The sequence below is a fragment of the Streptomyces sp. JB150 genome (assembly GCF_011193355.1).
Taxonomy (GTDB): domain Bacteria; phylum Actinomycetota; class Actinomycetes; order Streptomycetales; family Streptomycetaceae; genus Streptomyces.
On record NZ_CP049780.1, the window covers coordinates 4,020,934 to 4,038,619 of the forward strand.

At 74.6% G+C, this 17,686-nt stretch carries 16 protein-coding genes; 13 read left to right on the top strand and 3 right to left on the bottom strand.

Annotated elements, in window-relative coordinates:
* The first annotated feature begins 48 nt into the window (after window positions 1–48).
* From G7Z13_RS18790 to G7Z13_RS18800, 3 genes are all read left to right on the top strand, one after another.
* Window positions 49–684 (top strand): type 1 glutamine amidotransferase family protein, encoded by a 636-nt coding sequence (locus G7Z13_RS18790; protein WP_166000824.1) that lies wholly within the window; start codon window positions 49–51, stop codon window positions 682–684.
* Complete coding sequence (locus tag G7Z13_RS18795) at window positions 681–1,148, top strand: helix-turn-helix domain-containing protein (protein WP_166000826.1); 468 nt, start codon at window positions 681–683, stop codon at window positions 1,146–1,148. Before G7Z13_RS18790 ends, G7Z13_RS18795 begins: the two co-directional genes overlap by 4 nt.
* Window positions 1,149–1,222: 74 nt before the next feature.
* Complete coding sequence (locus tag G7Z13_RS18800) at window positions 1,223–3,502, top strand: serine/threonine-protein kinase (RefSeq protein WP_166005085.1); 2,280 nt, start codon at window positions 1,223–1,225, stop codon at window positions 3,500–3,502.
* A gap of 24 nt (window positions 3,503–3,526) precedes the next feature.
* On the opposite strand, the gene G7Z13_RS18805 is transcribed toward G7Z13_RS18800, so the two are convergent.
* A complete protein-coding gene (locus G7Z13_RS18805; protein ID WP_166000828.1) occupies window positions 3,527–4,273 on the bottom strand; it encodes an SLATT domain-containing protein in 747 nt (248 codons plus the stop codon).
* 282 nt (window positions 4,274–4,555) lie between these two features.
* Between G7Z13_RS18805 and G7Z13_RS18810 the strand changes: the two genes are divergently transcribed.
* The 7 genes from G7Z13_RS18810 to G7Z13_RS18840 all read left to right on the top strand — a co-directional run bounded on the left by G7Z13_RS18810 (window position 4,556) and on the right by G7Z13_RS18840 (window position 11,024).
* Complete coding sequence (locus G7Z13_RS18810) at window positions 4,556–4,897, top strand: YbaB/EbfC family nucleoid-associated protein (protein WP_166000830.1); 342 nt, start codon at window positions 4,556–4,558, stop codon at window positions 4,895–4,897.
* Window positions 4,898–4,985: 88 nt separating this feature from the next.
* Entirely contained in the window at window positions 4,986–5,585 is a 600-nt protein-coding gene (gene recR, locus G7Z13_RS18815) for a recombination mediator RecR (protein WP_166000832.1), read from the top strand.
* Window positions 5,578–6,240, top strand: a complete 663-nt coding sequence (locus G7Z13_RS18820) for a DUF5063 domain-containing protein (protein ID WP_166000834.1) — start codon at window positions 5,578–5,580, stop codon at window positions 6,238–6,240. The genes recR and G7Z13_RS18820 overlap by 8 nt, the downstream gene beginning before the upstream one ends.
* Window positions 6,241–6,469: 229 nt before the next feature.
* Window positions 6,470–7,747 (top strand): aspartate kinase, encoded by a 1,278-nt coding sequence (locus G7Z13_RS18825; protein ID WP_166000835.1) that lies wholly within the window; start codon window positions 6,470–6,472, stop codon window positions 7,745–7,747.
* Complete coding sequence (locus tag G7Z13_RS18830) at window positions 7,744–8,796, top strand: aspartate-semialdehyde dehydrogenase (RefSeq protein ID WP_166000837.1); 1,053 nt, start codon at window positions 7,744–7,746, stop codon at window positions 8,794–8,796. The genes G7Z13_RS18825 and G7Z13_RS18830 overlap by 4 nt, the downstream gene beginning before the upstream one ends.
* A 378-nt stretch (window positions 8,797–9,174) precedes the next feature.
* Window positions 9,175–9,783: a SigE family RNA polymerase sigma factor gene (locus tag G7Z13_RS18835; protein ID WP_166000839.1), complete on the top strand. Its 609-nt coding sequence runs from the start codon at window positions 9,175–9,177 to the stop codon at window positions 9,781–9,783.
* 182 nt (window positions 9,784–9,965) lie between these two features.
* A complete protein-coding gene (locus G7Z13_RS18840; protein ID WP_166000841.1) occupies window positions 9,966–11,024 on the top strand; it encodes a hypothetical protein in 1,059 nt (352 codons plus the stop codon).
* Window positions 11,025–11,113: 89 nt separating this feature from the next.
* On the opposite strand, the gene G7Z13_RS18845 is transcribed toward G7Z13_RS18840, so the two are convergent.
* Entirely contained in the window at window positions 11,114–11,932 is an 819-nt protein-coding gene (locus G7Z13_RS18845) for an SURF1 family protein (protein WP_206313101.1), read from the bottom strand.
* A gap of 112 nt (window positions 11,933–12,044) precedes the next feature.
* Between G7Z13_RS18845 and G7Z13_RS18850 the strand changes: the two genes are divergently transcribed.
* The gene (locus G7Z13_RS18850) at window positions 12,045–13,871 is read left to right on the top strand and encodes a prolyl oligopeptidase family serine peptidase (protein ID WP_166000843.1); all 1,827 of its coding nucleotides are present in this window, start codon (window positions 12,045–12,047) and stop codon (window positions 13,869–13,871) included.
* 47 nt (window positions 13,872–13,918) lie between these two features.
* Here G7Z13_RS18850 and G7Z13_RS18855 read toward each other — a convergent pair whose 3' ends face one another.
* A complete protein-coding gene (locus G7Z13_RS18855; protein WP_166005089.1) occupies window positions 13,919–15,820 on the bottom strand; it encodes an NAD(P)-binding protein in 1,902 nt (633 codons plus the stop codon).
* Between the two features lie 129 nt (window positions 15,821–15,949).
* On the opposite strand from G7Z13_RS18855, the gene G7Z13_RS18860 reads away from it, so the two are divergent.
* Complete coding sequence (locus G7Z13_RS18860) at window positions 15,950–16,924, top strand: permease (RefSeq protein ID WP_240926263.1); 975 nt, start codon at window positions 15,950–15,952, stop codon at window positions 16,922–16,924.
* A gap of 49 nt (window positions 16,925–16,973) precedes the next feature.
* Window positions 16,974–17,684, top strand: a complete 711-nt coding sequence (locus G7Z13_RS18865; protein ID WP_166000845.1) for a TIGR03943 family protein — start codon at window positions 16,974–16,976, stop codon at window positions 17,682–17,684.
* Window positions 17,685–17,686: the final 2 nt, after the last annotated feature.

Consider the following 17,686-nt stretch of genomic DNA (forward strand, 5'->3'; position numbering starts at 1 on the left):
CCTGCTGTCATAGGGGATCCCGTACGGGATCCCACCGGAGGAGGAGCCATGAGCACGGACACCACGGGCACCGGCACCACGCACCGCAAACCCGTCCACCTCGCCGTCTACGACACCCTCGCCGACTGGGAGCCCGGCCACGCCACCGCCCACCTCGCCCGCGCGGGCCACGAGGTCCGCACGGTCGGCCCCACCACGGACCCCGTCCGCACCCTCGGCGGCCTGCGCGTCCAGCCCGACCTCGCCCTGGCCGGCCTGCGGCCCGAGGACAGCGCGCTGCTGATCCTGCCGGGCGCCGACCTGTGGGACACGGGCGACGACCTCGCGCCTTTCGCCCGCACGGCCCGCGAGTTCCTCGCCGCGGGCGTCCCCGTCGCCGCCATCTGCGGCGCCACCGCCGGACTCGCCCGCGAGGGCCTGCTCGACGACCGCGCCCACACCAGCGCCGTCTCCTTCTACCTGGCCGCCACCGGCTACCGGGGCGGCGAGCGGTACGTCGACGCCGACGCGGTCACCGACCGCGGACTGATCACCGCCGGCCCCACCGAGCCGGTCGCCTTCGCCCGCGAGATCCTGCGCCTGCTCGGGGTGTACGAGGGCGAGGTGCTGGACGCCTGGTACCGCCTCTTCCACGACTCCGACACCGAGGCGTACGCCGTCCTGGAGAAGGCGGGGGCGCTGTGAGCCGCGCGCGCCAGGACCTGTTCAGCCGGAGCGCGATCGGCGTGTTCCGGCTGAACGGCCAGTTCCTCGCCGTCGCCGAGGAACTGGCCCGGCCCGCCGGGCTGACCGCGGCGTGGTGGCAGGTGCTGGGCGCGGTGCTGCGCGAACCGCTGCCCGTGGCCGGCGTCGCCCGCGCCATGGGCATCACCCGGCAGAGCGTCCAGCGCATCGCCGACCTGCTGGTCGAACGGGGCCTCGCCGAGTACCGCCCCAACCCGGCCCACCGCCGCGCCAAACTCCTCGCGCCCACCGAGGCGGGCCGCGCCGCGATCGCCCGCGTCGACCCCGGGCACGCCGCCTACGCCGACCGGCTCGCCGACGCCCTGGGCGAGGCGGAACTCGCCGCCGCCGTCGAGGCACTGGAACGGCTGTCGAAGGCACTGGACGCACTGGGGCCGCCCGCCGCGCCTGTTACGGAACCGTAGAGGGCACGGCGTACGACTCCCCGCACGGCCGCACTATCCTCGGCCTGTTGCTCACCTGGGGGGAGGCGGTGGGGATGGAGAGGCTGGAGCCCGGGGACCCGCGGCACGTCGGCGCGTACCGGCTGCTGGGGCGGCTCGGTGCCGGAGGGATGGGGCAGGTCTACCTGGCCCGGTCGGACCGGGGACGGACCGCCGCCGTGAAGCTGGTCCGCGAGGAACTGGCCGCGCGCGAGGAGTTCCGGGCGCGGTTCCGGCAGGAGGTGCGGGCCGCGCGGCGGGTCGGCGGCCACTGGACGGCACCCGTCCTCGACGCCGACACCGAGGCCGCCGTGCCCTGGGTCGCCACCGGATACGTCGCCGGACCCAGCCTCCAGCGGGTCGTCGGCCACGACCACGGGCCGCTGCCCGAGCGCTCGGTCCGCGTCCTCGCGGCCGGACTCGCCCACGCGCTGAAGGACATCCACGCCGCCGGCATCGTCCACCGCGACCTGAAGCCGTCCAACGTCCTCGTGACCATCGACGGCCCCCGCGTCATCGACTTCGGCATCGCCCGCGCGCTGGAGACCGTCACCGAGGCGGGACTGACCAGCACCGGCGTCCTCGTCGGCTCGCCCGGCTTCATGGCCCCGGAGCAGGTGCGCGGCGAGCCCATCACGCCCGCCTGCGACATCTTCTGCCTCGGCTCGGTCCTCGTCCACGCCGCCACCGGCGCGCTCCCCTTCGGCAGCGCCGACAGCGGCATACCCGCCCTGATGTTCCGCATCGCCCAGGAGGAACCGCACCTGGACGGGGTCCCCGAGGGCATCGCCGACCTCGTCCGCGCCTGCCTGCGCAAGGACCCCGCGGCCCGACCCACCCTCGACGAGATCCTCGACCACACCGGCGCCGAACACACCGTCACCGCAGGCCGCACCCTCGACCCCTGGCTGCCCAGCCCCCTGGTCGCCCAGCTGGGCCGCCACGCGGTCCGACTCCTGGAGACGGAGAACCCGGAGGGGACCACGCCCGGCACGGGAGTCCCGGCCGCACTGGCACCCGGCGGAGCCGGGGGACCGGCCGGGGCCCGGGGTGGGACGGGCGGTACTGCCGGATCCGCCGCGCCGGCCGCGCCCGCGCCGGCCGCGCCTGCCGGGGGTGCCGTACCAGCCGCGCCCACCGCGCCCACCGGGGCCGGCGCACCCGCTGGAGCCGGCGGGCCCGGCGCCCGGGACGGTTCCGCCGTACCCGCCGCCGCAGGGGGACCGGCTCGGTCCGGGTCACCGGGCACACCCGGCGGACCCGGCCCTCACGCACCGGGCGCCCCCGGTGCGGCCCACACCCCCGGAACCCCCGCCACCCCCGGCGCCCCGACGGCGCCGGCGGCACACGGCCCGGGCGGCCCCGTGCCGCCGGACCACTTCCCCACGCCCACCGCGGGCCACCCCGCGATCTCGGCCACACCGCCGCCCGCACACCCGGCCGCCCCCGCCACCCCGCGCACACCCCCCGCCCACGGCGCCCACCCCACCTCACCGGCCCCCGCCGCCGCCGCGCCGTCCCCAGGCACCCCGCCCCACCAGCCGTACGGCTATCCCCACCCGCTGTCGGGCACCCCGCAGCACGCCTACGGCGGGTCCGTCCCGCAGGGATACGGGCACCCCTCGCAGGGATACGGACACCCCCCGCAGAGCGCGGGCCAGGGCTACCCGCCGCCGTACGGCGTGCCGCCCGCGTCCGCCGTCGGACCGTACGGCGGAGGCGGCCAGGCTCCGCCACCGGCCGCCGCCCCGCACCCGGCGCCGCCGCCCCGCAGGAACGGGAAGGCCACCGCGCTGCTCGTCGCCGTGGCCGTGGTGGTCGCGCTGGCGGCGGGCGGGACGGTGTACGCGCTGATGAACGGCGGGGGAGACACGAAGGCGTCCCCGTCGCCGAGCCCGACCTCGTCCGCCGAGCCGACCGGCGGCGAACCCACCGGCTCCGGCCGGCCCACGCCCTCCCCGTCACCGTCGGTGTCCGCCTCCGCCCGGGAGGACGGCGCGGTCCCGGCCGCGTACCTGGGCGCCTGGGCCACGACGATCGAGAACGCGGACGGGACCCACACCCGCCGGCTGACCATCCAGCAGGGCGAGCCGGGCGACACGGTCATGTCGCTCACCGCGGACGGCGCCGACTACCACTGCGTGTTCGCGGCGGAGCTGACCGCCGCGCCGGCCGGTCAGGGGCCGCTGCGGATCGGGCCGTCCACCGTGACGGTCGGCGAACCGCGCTCCTCGTGCAGCCCCGGCGAGGCCACCGAGATCACCCTGCTGTCGCCGGACACGCTCCAGCGCCTGAACACGAGCACGGGGGAGAAGCTGACGTACACCCGCCAGTGAGGACGCCGGCCGCGCGGGGACGGCTCAGCGCGGCTCGGGCGGACGCTGGCGCGGCATGTTCGGCCGGGCCGGTCCGGGCGGCAGCGGAAACCGGCTGTGGGTGCCCGTCTGGTCCACGCGCGGCCCGGCCGCGACCGCCGCCTGGATGCCCAGCGGCGCGGACCCGGTGCGGAACTCCACCATCCAGTCGGCGGTCTCGGTGCGCACCAGCTCGGTGACGTCCTCACAGAACCGCCGCAGCACCCCCAGGCACCGCTCCGCCGCCTCGCTCGCCGTCCCCTCAGCCGGCCCCAGCACCTCCCGCACGCTCTCCGACGCCCAGTCGAACTGCAGGGCCTGCAGTCGGCGCTGCACGGCCTGCGCGGTCGCCACGTCCCTCATCCACCCCGAGGTCACCCCGAAGAACCGGTCCACGCCCACGCACGCCACGGACATCAGCAGCGCCAGGTACCCCCAGGGGGCGACCCCGCCGATCACCCCGGTCAGATCCAGCAGCGGCAGCGAGGCCCCCGCCACCGCGCCCGCCGCCGCGCCGGTGCGCAGCGTCCGCGCCCCGCGCCGCTTCCACACCCGGTCGGCGAGATACCAGGCCGCCGTGTCGAGTGCGCCGCGCTCCACCCACCGGTACAGCTCGTCCAGGCGCTGCGCGGGCTCCGCCCAGTCCCCGAGCGGAAACGCCCGCCCGGCCAGGTCGCCCGGCCGCAGCCCGGCCGCCCCCTCGCCGCGCCCGTCCTGAGGCGGACCCTCGGGCTGCATCTCCGGCTGACCCACCCGGCACTCCCTACTGACTCTGCGCACTGACCTGCGCACCGACTCTGCGTGACGCCTGACGCTGATGACGGAAGCTGACGACGGTTGCTGACGTGCCGGACCCTTCCTACCGCCCAACGGGTGGCGAGGAAGACCCTTTCATCGCTTTTCCGCCCGGACGGGGGCCTTGATCAGGTATACGCCACGAGGGCAACTCACTCGAAAGAGTGCTGGGGCGACGACCGCGCGGACCACGTAGGCTCGTGGCTGGTGGAGTAAGCCATACGAAAACAGGAGCTGATCGTGATTCCCGGTGGTGGCCAGCCCAACATGCAGCAGCTGCTCCAGCAGGCCCAGAAGATGCAGCAGGACCTGGCCCGCGCCCAGGAGGAGCTGGCGAACACGGAGGTCGACGGGCAGGCGGGCGGCGGCCTGGTGAAGGCCACGGTGACCGGCGCCGGTGAGCTGCGCGGCCTGGTCATCGACCCGAAGGCGGTGGACCCGGAGGACACCGAGACCCTCGCCGACCTGATCGTCGCGGCCGTCCACGCGGCCAACGAGAACGCGCAGACCCTGCAGCAGCAGAAGCTCGGCCCGCTCGCTCAGGGCCTGGGCGGCGGCGGCATCCCGGGCCTGCCCTTCTGACGTCCCGCTCTCCGGCCCTGCCTTACGAAGCCGGGGACGGGGCATCTACCGTACGTAGTGAAGGCACCCGAGGAAGGACGGCAGTCCGTTGTACGAAGGCGTGGTCCAGGACCTCATCGACGAGCTGGGTCGGCTGCCCGGCGTGGGTCCCAAGAGCGCCCAGCGGATCGCGTTCCACGTCCTCCAGGCGGAGCCGACGGACGTCCGCCGCCTCGCCCAGGCGCTGCTGGAGGTGAAGGCGAAGGTCCGCTTCTGCGCGGTGTGCGGCAACGTCGCGCAGGAGGAACAGTGCGGGATCTGCCGCGATCCGCGCCGCGACGCCTCGGTGATCTGCGTCGTCGAGGAACCCAAGGACGTCGTGGCCATCGAGCGCACCCGCGAGTTCCGCGGCCGCTACCACGTCCTGGGCGGGGCGATCAGCCCCATCGAGGGTGTCGGCCCCGACGACCTGCGTATACGGGAACTTCTCGCGCGGTTGGCCGACGGGACGGTCACGGAGCTGATCCTGGCCACCGACCCGAACCTGGAGGGTGAGGCCACGGCCACGTACCTCGCCCGCATGATCAAGCCCATGGGCCTCAAGGTCACCCGCCTGGCCAGCGGCCTCCCGGTGGGTGGCGACCTGGAATACGCGGACGAGGTGACCCTCGGCCGCGCCTTCGAGGGGAGACGACTCCTAGATGTCTGACGCCACGCTGCACTCCACGACGCAGGACCCGGACGACTTCGCGGTCCAGATCGCGGACCAGATCGAAAGTTTCCTGGTGGCCGTCACGGAGGTCGCGAAGGGCGACGAACCGGACTCGGCGGTCCCCTTCCTCCTCCTGGAGGTCTCCCAGCTGCTGCTCGCCGGCGGCCGCCTCGGCGCGCACGAGGACATCGTCCCCGACGAGCGCTACGAGCCCGACCCGGGCCCCGAGCCGGACGTGGACGATCTGCGCGAGAACCTGGCCCGCCTGCTGGAGCCGATCGACGTCTACTCCGAGGTCTTCGACCCCTACGAGCCGCGCAAGGCCCCGGTCCCGGCCCGGATCTCCGACGACCTCACGGACGTCATCACCGACCTGCGCCACGGCATGGCCCACTACCGTGCGGGCCGCACCACGGAGGCCCTGTGGTGGTGGCAGTTCTCCTACTTCTCCAACTGGGGCGCGACGGCCTCCGCGACCCTGCGGGCCCTGCAGTCCGTGGTCGCCCACGTCCGCCTGAACCAGCCCCTGGAGGAACTGGACGGCCTGGACACCGACCAGGGCCTCGGCGACGACACCCTGGAGATCGAGGCGGGCAAGGTCATGGAGCGGGAGATCCTGGGCCCGCTGGGCCTGGGGCCCGCCAAGAGCTAGGGGACACCCTCCCGGGCGCTCTTCCGCAGGCCCCTCGGCGCGAGTGACACAGCGCACATTCCCGCGTGGCGGCGAAGCCCCCTGGGCATGAGCCTCCTGGTCACGGGCGGCCGGGGACATCTCACGATGCGATACCGCAGGGGTGGAATTCGGACGCTCGATAGACTGAGCCGACCCGCAGTACACCGTCGTATATGCGGAAAGAACACACATCGAGCGAGGAGCGCACGTGGGCCTTGTCGTGCAGAAGTACGGAGGCTCCTCCGTAGCCGATGCCGAAGGCATCAAGCGCGTCGCCAAGCGGATCGTGGAAGCCAAGAAGAACGGCCACCAGGTGGTGGCCGTGGTTTCCGCGATGGGCGACACGACGGACGAGCTGATCGATCTCGCCGAGCAGGTTTCCCCGATCCCTGCCGGGCGCGAGCTCGACATGCTGCTGACCGCCGGAGAGCGGATCTCCATGGCCCTGCTGGCGATGGCGATCAAAAACCTGGGTCACTCCGCCCAGAGCTTCACCGGAAGCCAGGCGGGTGTCATCACCGACTCGGTCCACAACAAAGCGCGGATCATCGATGTCACGCCGGGCCGTATCCGGGACTCGCTGGACGAGGGCAACATCGCCATCGTCGCCGGGTTCCAGGGCGTCAGCCAGGACACCAAGGACATCACCACCCTCGGCCGCGGCGGCTCCGACACCACGGCCGTCGCGCTCGCCGCGGCGCTCGACGCCGAGGTGTGCGAGATCTACACCGACGTCGACGGCGTGTTCACCGCCGACCCGCGGGTGGTCAAGAAGGCCCGGAAGATCGACTGGATCTCCTTCGAGGACATGCTCGAGCTGGCCTCGTCAGGGTCGAAGGTGCTGCTCCACCGGTGTGTGGAGTACGCCCGTCGTTACAACATCCCGATCCACGTCCGGTCCAGCTTCAGCGGACTGCAGGGCACGTGGGTCAGCAGCGAGCCGATCAACCAAGGGGACAAGCAGGTGGAGCAGGCCATCATCTCCGGTGTCGCGCACGACACCTCCGAGGCCAAGATCACGGTCGTCGGCGTGCCCGACAAGCCGGGTGAGGCCGCCGCCATCTTCCGCACGATCGCCGATGCCGAGATCAACATCGACATGGTCGTGCAGAACGTGTCCGCCGCGTCGACCGGCCTGACGGACATCTCCTTCACGCTCCCGAAGACCGAGGGCCGCAAGGCCATGGACGCGCTGGAGAAGAACCGCTCCGGCATCGGCTTCGACTCGCTGCGCTACGACGACCAGATCGGCAAGATCTCCCTGGTCGGCGCGGGGATGAAGACCAACCCGGGCGTGACGGCCGCGTTCTTCGAGGCGCTCAGCGACGCGGGCGTGAACATCGAGCTGATCTCGACCTCCGAGATCCGCATCTCGGTGGTCACCCGCAAGGACGACGTGCCCGAGGCCGTCCGCGCCGTGCACACCGCCTTCGGACTGGACTCGGACAGCGACGAGGCCGTCGTCTACGGGGGCACCGGACGATGACCGGACGGCCGGCGCTCGCGGTCGTGGGAGCGACCGGGGTCGTCGGCGAGGTCATGCTCCGGATCCTGTCCCAGCACGCGGACATCTGGGGCGAGATCCGACTCGTCGCCTCGCCGCGCTCGGCCGGCCGCAAGCTGGCCGTGCGCGGCGTGGAGGTCGAGGTCGTGGCCCTGTCGGAGGAGGCCTTCGACGGGGTCGACATCGCCATGTTCGACGTACCGGACGAGGTCTCCGCGCGGTGGGCGCCGATCGCCGCGGCCAAGGGCGTGGTCGTCGTCGACGACTCCGCCGTCTTCCGGATGGACCCGGAGGTGCCGCTGGTGGTCCCCGAGGTCAACCCGCACGCGGTACGCGTCCGGCCGCGCGGGATCGTGGCCGGCCCGCACTGCACCACCCTCTCCATGATCGTCGCGCTGGGCGCGCTGCACGCCGAGTTCGGGCTGCGCGAGCTGACGGTGTCGTCGTACCAGGCGGTCAGCGGGGCCGGCCGGGCCGGGGTGCGGACGCTGCGCGAGCAGCTGCGGCTGGTGGCCGGCACGGAGCTGGGCACCGGGCCCGGCGATCTGCGCCGCGCGGTCGGCGACCGGACCGGGCCGTTCCCGGAGCCGGTGGCGCTGAACGTGGTGCCGTGGGCGGGCGAGCCGCGCGCGGACGGCTGGTCCTCCGAGGAGATGGCCCTGCGCGACGAGACCCGCAAGATCCTCGGGCTGCCGCGGCTGCCGGTCGCGGTGACCTGTGTGCGGGTGCCGGTGGTCACCGGCCACGCGCTCACCGTCCACGCGGGCTTCGAGAACGAGGTCACCGTCGACCGGGCCCGCGAGATCCTGGCCACCGCGCCGGGCGTGGTCCTCTACGACAACCCGGCCGCCGGGGAGTTCCCGACGCCCGCCGACGTGGTGGGCACCGATCCGACCTGGGTCGGCCGGGTGCGCCGGGCGCTGGACGACCCGACGGCGCTGGAGCTGTTCGTCTGCGCGGACAACCTGCGCAAGGGCGCCGCGCTGAACACCGCGCAGATCGCCGAGCTGGTGGCGGCCGAGTTTTCGTGAGAGTTTCCGCTCACGGAAAATCTCGCGGCGGTGGCCCGAACTATTTGTAGGATCAACGTAAGAGAATTCCTCCCCGTCTTCCGCAACCACGCGGAGGGCGGGGAGCGTCTATGCGGTCACCCTTCCGGGGTGTGGGGACGCCGCGGACGAGGCGTGGGGACGCGTCGTTCGCATGGAACATAGGGGAAGAGCGGGACGCATGAGGGCATTCGGGGCACCGTCGGCTGTGCTGCCTGGCGCGAGAGCGAACGTGACGCTCGGCACGTACAACCCTCACGGGGGTGCACACGTCCAACTGGCGTGGCAGAGGTTCTCGACTTTCCCGCGGCGACGCGCGGCACGGCCCTCCGGCCGGCCCGTCGGCCGCAGCGCACCCGCATGCCCGGCGCGTCCGGCGGCATGCCGGTGATCGCGCCCATGCCCGCAGCGCGGCCCGCCCGCATACCCAGCCAGCGTGACGGCGCCGAACACACCGACGAGACGGTGGCCACCGGCACCACCGTCGACCATCTGACCGAGACCTATCGCGCGCACTACCGCTCGCTGCTGGGACTCGCCGCCCTACTGCTCGACGACACCGCCTCCTGCGAGGACGTGGTCCAGGAGGCGTTCATCCGCGTCCACTCCGCGCGCAAGCGCGTGCGCGACCCGGAGAAGACGCTCGCCTACCTGCGGCAGACGGTCGTCAACCTGTCCCGCTCGACCCTGCGCCGCCGCATCCTCGGCCTGAAGCTGCTCTCCAAGCCGATGCCGGACATGGCGAGCGCGGAGGAGGGCGCGTACGACCAGCTGGAGCGCCGCGACCTCATCAAGGCGATGAAGGGCCTGCAGCGCCGCCAGCGCGAGGTCCTGGTGCTGCGCTACTTCGCGGACATGACCGAGGCGCAGGTCGCCGAGACCCTCGGCATATCGCTCGGCTCGGTGAAGGCGTACGGCTCCCGCGGCATCGCGGCCCTCCGCGTGGCCATGGAGGCGACGCCGGCATGACGGGCCCCGAGGAACGGGGACGCCGCGAGCCGGGCGTCCCGCACGAACCGTACGAATCGCGTGACCCGACCGAGGCGGCGGCCGGGACGGCCCGGACGCCCGACGCGGCGTCGGAGGCGACGCCCGGCACCGCCGCAGCGCATCAGCAACAGCCGAACCAACCGCACGCTGGGAACGGAACTGTGAACCACGGCCCCGACGACCAGGGCCCCGACGGGCTCGACTCGGACGAGCTGGCACTGCGCAGGCTGCTGCACGGCGCGGTGGACGACATCGAGCCGCGCGACGGCACGCTGGAGCACCTGCGGCGGGCGGTGCCCGCCCGGCGGGCGCGCAAGCGGCAGGCCGTCGTCGGCATGGCCGCCGCCGCGCTGTTCGCCGGCACCGCCGTACCGGCTCTGGTACACGTCTCCAACGCCACCGGAAGCGACGCCAACCCCTCCATCGCCGGCCACGGCTCCCAGGCCCAGGGCGGCACCAGCGAGGGCAAGAGCACCGAGGGCACGGGCGAGAAGCCCGGCGGCGCCTCCGACACGGTCGAGGAGAAGGACAAGGACGGCAAGAAGGAGCACGACAAGGGCAAGGGCGGCTCCGGCGACAGCGGCTCCGGCGACAGCGCCGACCCCGCCGCGCCCAGCTCCGAGGCCGGCGCCGCGTGCACCGCCGGCCAGCTCAGCGCCACGGGCGCGGTCGACGCCCCCGGCTCCACGGGCACGGTCTACGGCACCTTCCGCATCACGAACATCTCCGGCGGCAGCTGCACCGTCAGCGGCCCCGGCACGCTGGTGCCGCTGGCCCAGGGCGCGGCCGACCCGGCGAAGATCGGCCAGGCCCGTCATGCCGCGGGCGACCCGGCGTTCGGCCTGCCCGACCCGTCCCTGGAGGTGGGACAGCTGGTCCTGCTGCCCGGCGCGGCGTACGAGGTGAAGTTCGCCTGGGTGCCGTCCGAGCCCTGCCCCACGGGCAACGGCGACAACGGCGGCACCGACAACGGCGGCGGGACCGGCGGCCCCGAGCCGACCCCCGACCCGACGCCCACCGAGACGCCCGGCACCACCCCGGAGGGCACCTCCACGGGCGGCGACACCGGGACGACCACCCAGCTGGTGACGGAGGACGGCGTGGCCGGCGGCAGCGTCGCCGTGTCCTACACCGCCGACGCGGGCGCGTCGACCGGCGCGACGGTGACGAACGCGTGCGCGGGGACCGTGTACTACACCGGACTGCTGCCGGCGTCCTGAGACCGGCCTCCGCGGGGGCCGTCCGCGGGGGCCGTCCGCGGGGGCCGGCCGCGGGGGCCGGCCGGCGCGGACGCCCGGCCGCCGGAGGGCTAGACGCCGGTGGTGGTGGAGGCGCCGCTGGGCGTCCCGCTCGCGGCGTGCTCCCCGTCGTCCGGCGGCAGGCCCAGCTCCGCGTCGCGGGCGGACTCGATCTCGCGGCGCAGCAGCCGGAACCACATGAAGACGACGAAGCCGGCGAAGACGAACCACTCGCCGGTGTAGCCGAGGTTCTGGAAGGCCTTCAGGTCGAGACCGGTGTCGGGGGTGGCCGCCGCGGGCACCGCCCGCATCCCGGAGTCGCCCTCGTTGAGGGTGACCCAGGCGTCGTGGACGTCGTACGGCACCAGGTTGACCAGCGAGGCCGCGCTGATCGCGGCGGTCTGCCCGGCCGGCAGGCCACCGGCCGCGCTGACCCCGTTCTCGCCGGGGTTCTCGGACGCCTGGAGCGCCCCCGTGACGGTGACCTGCCCGGCCGGCGGGGCGGGCGCCTTCGCCCGGTCGGCGGCGCCCGGCAGCCAGCCCCGCACCACCGGCAGCGCCTTGCCGTCGCCGGTGCGCAGCAGCGTCAGCACGTAGAAGCCGCGCTTGCCGTCCAGCTCCCGGCCGGGGACCAGCAGCTGCGCCCCGTAGGTGCCGGTCGCCGTGGTCTGCCGGCCCGCGGTCGCCTTGTTCACCGGCAGCAGCTCGGCCAGCGGACGGGGCGCCTCCCGCCGGCTCTGCGCGGCCTGCTCGCTCGCGCCGCGATGGCTGTCGACGCGGTCCTCGAACCGGCCCAGCTGCCAGGACCCCATGAACACGCAGAAGGGGATGGCGAGCAGCACGAAGACGTTGATGCCCCACCAGCGGGGCGTCAGCAGAAACCGGTACACGCCCTCAACGGTACGGGGCGGCGGCACGGGCCCGCCGTGCGGGTCCGGGAAGTTTTCCACAGGCTGGGGACCTCGTCAGCGGAATGTCGGCGGAGGCGGGCAGTATGGGGTCATGACTGAGAGCAACGGGGTCGCCGCGCCGCAGCGGACCGAGGACATGCCGGACTGGGAGAAGCGCTTCCGGGCGCCGCGGGTGTCACTGCCCGACTGGGCGCTGGACGCGCCGGACCGCTCCCTGTTCGTGTCGAACGCGACGGGGACGTACGAGCTGTACGCGTGGGACCGCGCGACCGGCGAGCAGCGTCAGGTCACCGACCGGCCGAACGGCACGACGGACGGGGTGCTCTCCCCGGACGGCGCCTGGATCTGGTGGTTCGACGACAAGGACGGCGACGAGTTCGGCGTCTGGCGCCGGCAGCCCTTCCTGGGCGGCGAGGACGAGCTGGCGGTGCCCGGCCTCGACCCCTCCTACCCGGCGGGCCTGGCCCTCGGCCGCGACGGCCGTACGGCGGTGATCGGCCGCTCCACCGACGAGGACGGCACCACCATCCACCTGGCCCGCGAGGGCGAGGCGCCGGTGGAGATCTACCGGCACCGCGAGTCCGCGGGCGTCGGCGACCTCTCGCACGACGGCACCCTGATCGCCGTCGAGCACACCGAGCACGGCGACGCCATGCACGCGGCGCTGCGCGTGCTGCGCACCGACGGCACCACGGTCGCCGAGCTGGACGACACCAAGGACGGCACCCGGGAGCTGGGCCTGGAGGTGCTGGGCTTCGCCCCGGTGGACGGCGACACCCGGCTGCTCATCGGCCACCAGCGCCGCGGCCGCTGGGAGCCGCTGGTGTGGGACGTGGCCACGGGCGAGGAGACCGACCTCGCCCTGGAGCTGCCCGGCGACGTGGGCGCCGAGTGGTTCCCGGACGGCACGGCCCTGCTCGTCTCGCACAGCTACGAGGCCCGCAGCGAGCTGTTCCGCTACGACCTCGCCACCCGCACCCTGGAGAAGATCCCCACCCCGCCCGGCACGGTCTCCGGCGCCACCCCCCGCCCGGACGGCACCGTGGAGTACCTGTGGTCGTCGGCCGCGGAACCGTCCGCGGTGCGCTCCACCCGCGGCGGCGTCGTCCTGGACCCGCCCGGCATGAAGTCGCCGGGCTCCGTCCCGGTCGAGGACGTCTGGGTCGAGGGCCCCGGCGGCCGCATCCACGCCCTGGTGCAGAAGCCGGCCGGCGCGCGCGGCCCCCTCCCCACGGTGTTCGACATCCACGGCGGCCCCACCTGGCACGACAGCGACTCCTTCGCCGCCGGCCCCGCCGCCTGGGTGGACCACGGCTACGCGGTCGTCCGCGTCAACTACCGCGGCTCCACCGGCTACGGCCGCGCCTGGACCGACGCCCTGAAGCACCGGGTCGGCCTGATCGAGCTGGAGGACATCGCGGCGGTCCGCGAGTGGGCGATCTCCTCCGGCCTCGCCGACCCCAGGCGCCTGATCCTCACCGGCGGCTCCTGGGGCGGCTACCTCACCCTCCTCGGCCTCGGCACCCAGCCGGACTTCTGGGCCCTCGGCATCGCCGCCGTCCCCGTCGCGGACTACGTCACCGCGTACCACGACGAGATGGAGGCCCTGAAGGCCATGGACCGCACCCTTCTCGGCGGCACCCCCGAGGAGGTCCCCGAGCGCTTCGAGGCGTCCTCCCCGATCACCTACGTCGACCAGGTCAAGGCCCCCGTCTACATCTCCGCCGGCGTCAACGACCCCCGCTGCCCCATCCGGCAGATCGACAACTACGTCAAGCGCCTTCAGGCCCGCGGCGCCGTCCACGAGGTGTACCGCTACGACGCCGGTCACGGCTCCCTGGTGGTGGACGAACGCATCAAGCAGGTCCGCCTGGAACTGGACTTCGCGCGGCGGCACCTGAGCGCGGTCACCGACTGACGGCCACTGACGGTCCAGGAGGGCGGAGCCACTGGGCGGGCGGGGGTTCACGCCCCCGTCCGCTGCCGGCTGCGCCGGCCCAGCAGCTCCGCCAGCCCCTGCCGCGTCGCCGCGAGGACGACCCGGTCGCCGTCCTTGAGGACGTAGCCGTCGGGCAGGTCCCAGACCAGCCCCGACGGCCGCCCGGCGGCGGAGGCCTCACCGTCGTCGCCGGCGCCGTCCCCGGCCGGCCCGGTGTCCAGGGCCAGCACCCGCCACCACCCCGGCCGGAACGCCTCGGCCACCGTCCGCCCCTCCAGCCGGGGATGCCCGCCCACGTCGACGGCGGCGAACAGCAGCACCCGCCGCTCCACCGGGATCGCCCCGAGGATCTGCCGCCCGAACATCGCCCCGGCGAACGCGGGCGCCGCCAGGTGGGACACGCTGCGGCTGCGGGTGAGCGCGTGCGGGTGCGCGGCCCGCAGGGTGCGGTACACGGCGGTCGCGAAGTCGTCGTCGTACAGCCGCAGCACCACCCGCAGGTCGGGCCGCACCGAGCGGGCGTACAGCGCGGCCTCCAGGTTCGTGGTGTCCGCGCTGGTCACCGCGAGCAGCGCGTGCGCGCGATGGATCTTCGCGGCCTCCAGCACGCCCTCCTGGGTGACGTCGCCCAGCACCACCGGCACCCGCAGCCGCCGCGCCGTGGCGAGGCCGCGGGCCTCCGGGTCGGACTCCACGCACACCACCGGGATGTGCAGCTCCCGCAGCCGGGTCAGCACCCGGGTGCCGATCTTGCCGAGTCCGAGCAGCACCACGTGCCCGCCGAGCCCGCGCGGCGGCTTGCGCAGCGCGGACGCGCTCCGGAAGGTGCCGAGGCCTTCCAGCACCGCGGCCAGCAGCACCGGCAGCAGCAGTAACCCGACCAGCCCGGACAGCAGTTGCAGCACCTGCCGGGCGGTGGACTCCTTCAGGGCGGGCTCGTTGATCGCGAACAGGTCGAGGAGCGTCACATAGGTGGCGTGCAGCAGATGCGAGCCGGTCACCACCTTCAGCGCCACGGCCAGCCCGATCACACACGCCACCAGCCCGAACAGCGACCACCGCAGGCGCCGGGAGAACAGCGAGCCGAACGGCAGCGCCCCGCCGCGCGCGCCCCGGGAAGGCCCGGAGTACGACACCTGCTCCAGCACCACCGCGCCCCGCCCGGTGGCGGCGCGCACCGTCGCCGCGTCCGGCAGCAGCTGCGGACCCTGATCCCCGCTGCCCTCCGAACCGTCCGCGCCGGCCGGGTCGTTGCTGGTCGCGGAGAGCAGCGCCAGGGTGGCCAGCCCGGGGTCGGCGACCTCGCCGGGCGCGGGCGGCGGTCGCTCGACCGCGCGCAGCAGCAGCCCCTCGGTCTGCACGACCTTGCTGGTGCCGGCGAGGGCGGAGGCGGCCAGCGCGGGCGCGGCGGTGTCGGCGTCGGACAGGACGGTCGTGGAGGCGTCGAAGCCGGTGGCGCCGTCGCCGAGGGCCAGGGTGGCGGCCTGGTCGAGCAGGTCCTCGATGTGCTGGCCGAGCCGCCGGTTGTACAGGCGCAGCACGAGCCGCAGCCGGTGGTTGAGGCGGCGGGCGGCGAGCGCGGCACGGATGTTGGTCTCGTCGTCGTCGTACACCAGCGCCAGCGCGGCGGCCCGCTGCACGCCCGCCTCGGCGAGCACGGCCTCGGTCAGCTCGGTGGCCTGGATGACGCGCTGGGCCGAGGCCTCGGCGGCCGCGCCGCCGCCCCCGCTTCCGTTCCCGTTGCCCCGGCCCACGGCGGCGTTCACCATGTCCCGCAGGGCCGCCGACGCCGCGCGGGCCCGGCCGACGACCGGCTGGCGCACCCGGCGGCCGGAGGGCGGCACGACGAGGGTGACCTGTTCGCCGTAGACGATCCGCAGCTCGGCGGCGAGCCGGTGCGCGAGCCCGTCGTCGCCGCACACCACCATGTGCGCGGCCGCGTCACCCGGCAGACCCTGGTTCGGAACGGTCCCCATGTGAGGGAACACTGCCCCAAACGGCCCAGCGGTTCCACGAACCGACTGAACGTCGGGCGACTTCGCGGCGTACTGACCGGCGTGGCCGACACCGCCGGAACCTCCCGCACCCGCCTCGACTCCTCGCTCCTGCTCGCCCTGCTCCTGCCCCTGCTGCTCCTCGCCCAGGGCCCCGTGCGGAGCGCCCTGGCCGCGCCGGTGATGCAGAGCTGGACGACGGTGTTCGTGGCGGTGACCGTGCAGGCGCTGCCCTTCCTGGTGTTCGGGGTGGTGCTGTCGGCGGTGATCGGCGTCCTCGTGCCGCCGTTCTTCTTCGCCCGCGCCCTGCCGGGCCGGCCCGCGGCGGCCGTGCCGGTCGCGGGGCTCGCGGGGGCGGTGCTGCCGGGCTGCGAGTGCGCGTCGGTGCCGGTGGCGGGCGCGCTGATGCGCCGGGGCGTCACCCCGGCCGCCGCGCTGGCGTTCCTGCTGTCCGCGCCCGCGATCAACCCGGTCGTCCTCACCGCGACGGCGGTCGCCTTCCCCGGCGCGCCCGAGATGGTGGCGGCCCGGTTCGTGGCCGGTCTGCTCGCGGCGTGCGCGATGGGCTGGCTGTGGCAGCGGCTGGGCCGCGCCGACTGGCTGCGCCCGCCGTCCCGGCCGGAGCACGCGGGGCAGGGCCGCGGCGCGGCCTTCTGGGGGTCGGTGCGCCACGACGTGCTGCACGCGGGCGGCTTCCTGGTGATCGGCGCGGCGGCCGCCGCCACGCTGAAGGCGGTGGTGCCCGAGGGCTGGCTGCGCGCGGCGGCGGGAAACCCGGTGGCGGGGATGGTGACGCTCGCCCTGCTGGCCGTCGTGCTGTCGATCTGCTCGGAGGCGGACGCGTTCGTGGCCGCGTCCCTGACCCCCTTCGGCCCGACCGCCCTCCTGGCGTTCCTGGTCGTCGGCCCGATGGTCGACCTGAAGCTGATCGCGATGCAGTCGGCCCTGTTCGGCCGGGGGTTCGCGGCCCGCTTCGCGCCCGCCACCTTCGCCGTCGCCGTGACCTGCGCCGTCCTGACCGGGGCGGTACTGCTGTGAGCCGGGCGGCGCAGGCGGCGGGGCCGTTCCCGCTCGGGGCGGTGCCGCTGTGAGCCGGGCGGCGCAGGCGGCGGTGCTGTTCCTGCTCGGCGCGGTGCTGCTGCGCACCGGGGCCGGTGACACCTCCCTGCGCTATGTGAAGGAGGCGCTGCGCCCGCTGCTGCTCGCCTCCGGCGCCGTACTGGTCGCGACGGCGGGCGCCACGGCCTGGTACGCCCACCGGCAGCGCCGCGCGGCGCCCCACGGCACCGCCCACCCCGCGCCCCGCGTCTCCTGGCTGCTGCTCCTGCCGGTCCTCGCGCTCGTCCTCGTCGCCCCGCCCGCGCTCGGCTCGTACAGCGCGCTGCGCGCCGGTACGGCGCTGCAACGCCCGCCCGCCTTCGCGCCGTTGCCGCCGGGCGACCCGGTCCCGCTGGGGCTCGCCGACTACGCGGCCCGCGCGGTCTACGACGACACCGGCTCCCTCGACGGCCGCCGCGTCCGCGTCACCGGCTTCGTCGCGCTCGGCGGCGACGGCACGCCCTACCTCGTGCGGATGACCCTCGACTGCTGTGCCGCAGACGCCCAGCCGGTGAAGGTGGCCCTCACCGGCCGGGTCCCGCCGGTGCTGGACCCCGACGGCTGGCTGGAGGTCACCGGCACCGCCACCGGCCGCCGCGCGCGGGACCCGGTGAACGGGCGTCCCGTGCCGTACCTGGACGTCGAGCGGGCCCGCCCGGTCCCGGCGCCCCGGAACCCGTACGCCGACCGGGACCGGTGACC

Bases quoted from the DNA above. Each gene is read 5' to 3' on its own strand.
- G7Z13_RS18790 (WP_166000824.1), top strand. From the start codon at position 49: ATGAGCACGGACACCACGGGCACCGGCACCACGCACCGCAAACCCGTC.
- G7Z13_RS18800 (WP_166005085.1), top strand. From the start codon at position 1,223: ATGGAGAGGCTGGAGCCCGGGGACCCGCGGCACGTCGGCGCGTACCGG.
- G7Z13_RS18820 (WP_166000834.1), top strand. From the start codon at position 5,578: ATGTCTGACGCCACGCTGCACTCCACGACGCAGGACCCGGACGACTTC.
- G7Z13_RS18830 (WP_166000837.1), top strand. From the start codon at position 7,744: ATGACCGGACGGCCGGCGCTCGCGGTCGTGGGAGCGACCGGGGTCGTC.
- G7Z13_RS18835 (WP_166000839.1), top strand. From the start codon at position 9,175: ATGCCCGGCGCGTCCGGCGGCATGCCGGTGATCGCGCCCATGCCCGCA.
- G7Z13_RS18850 (WP_166000843.1), top strand. From the start codon at position 12,045: ATGACTGAGAGCAACGGGGTCGCCGCGCCGCAGCGGACCGAGGACATG.
- G7Z13_RS18855 (WP_166005089.1), bottom strand. From the start codon at position 15,820: ATGGTGGTGTGCGGCGACGACGGGCTCGCGCACCGGCTCGCCGCCGAG.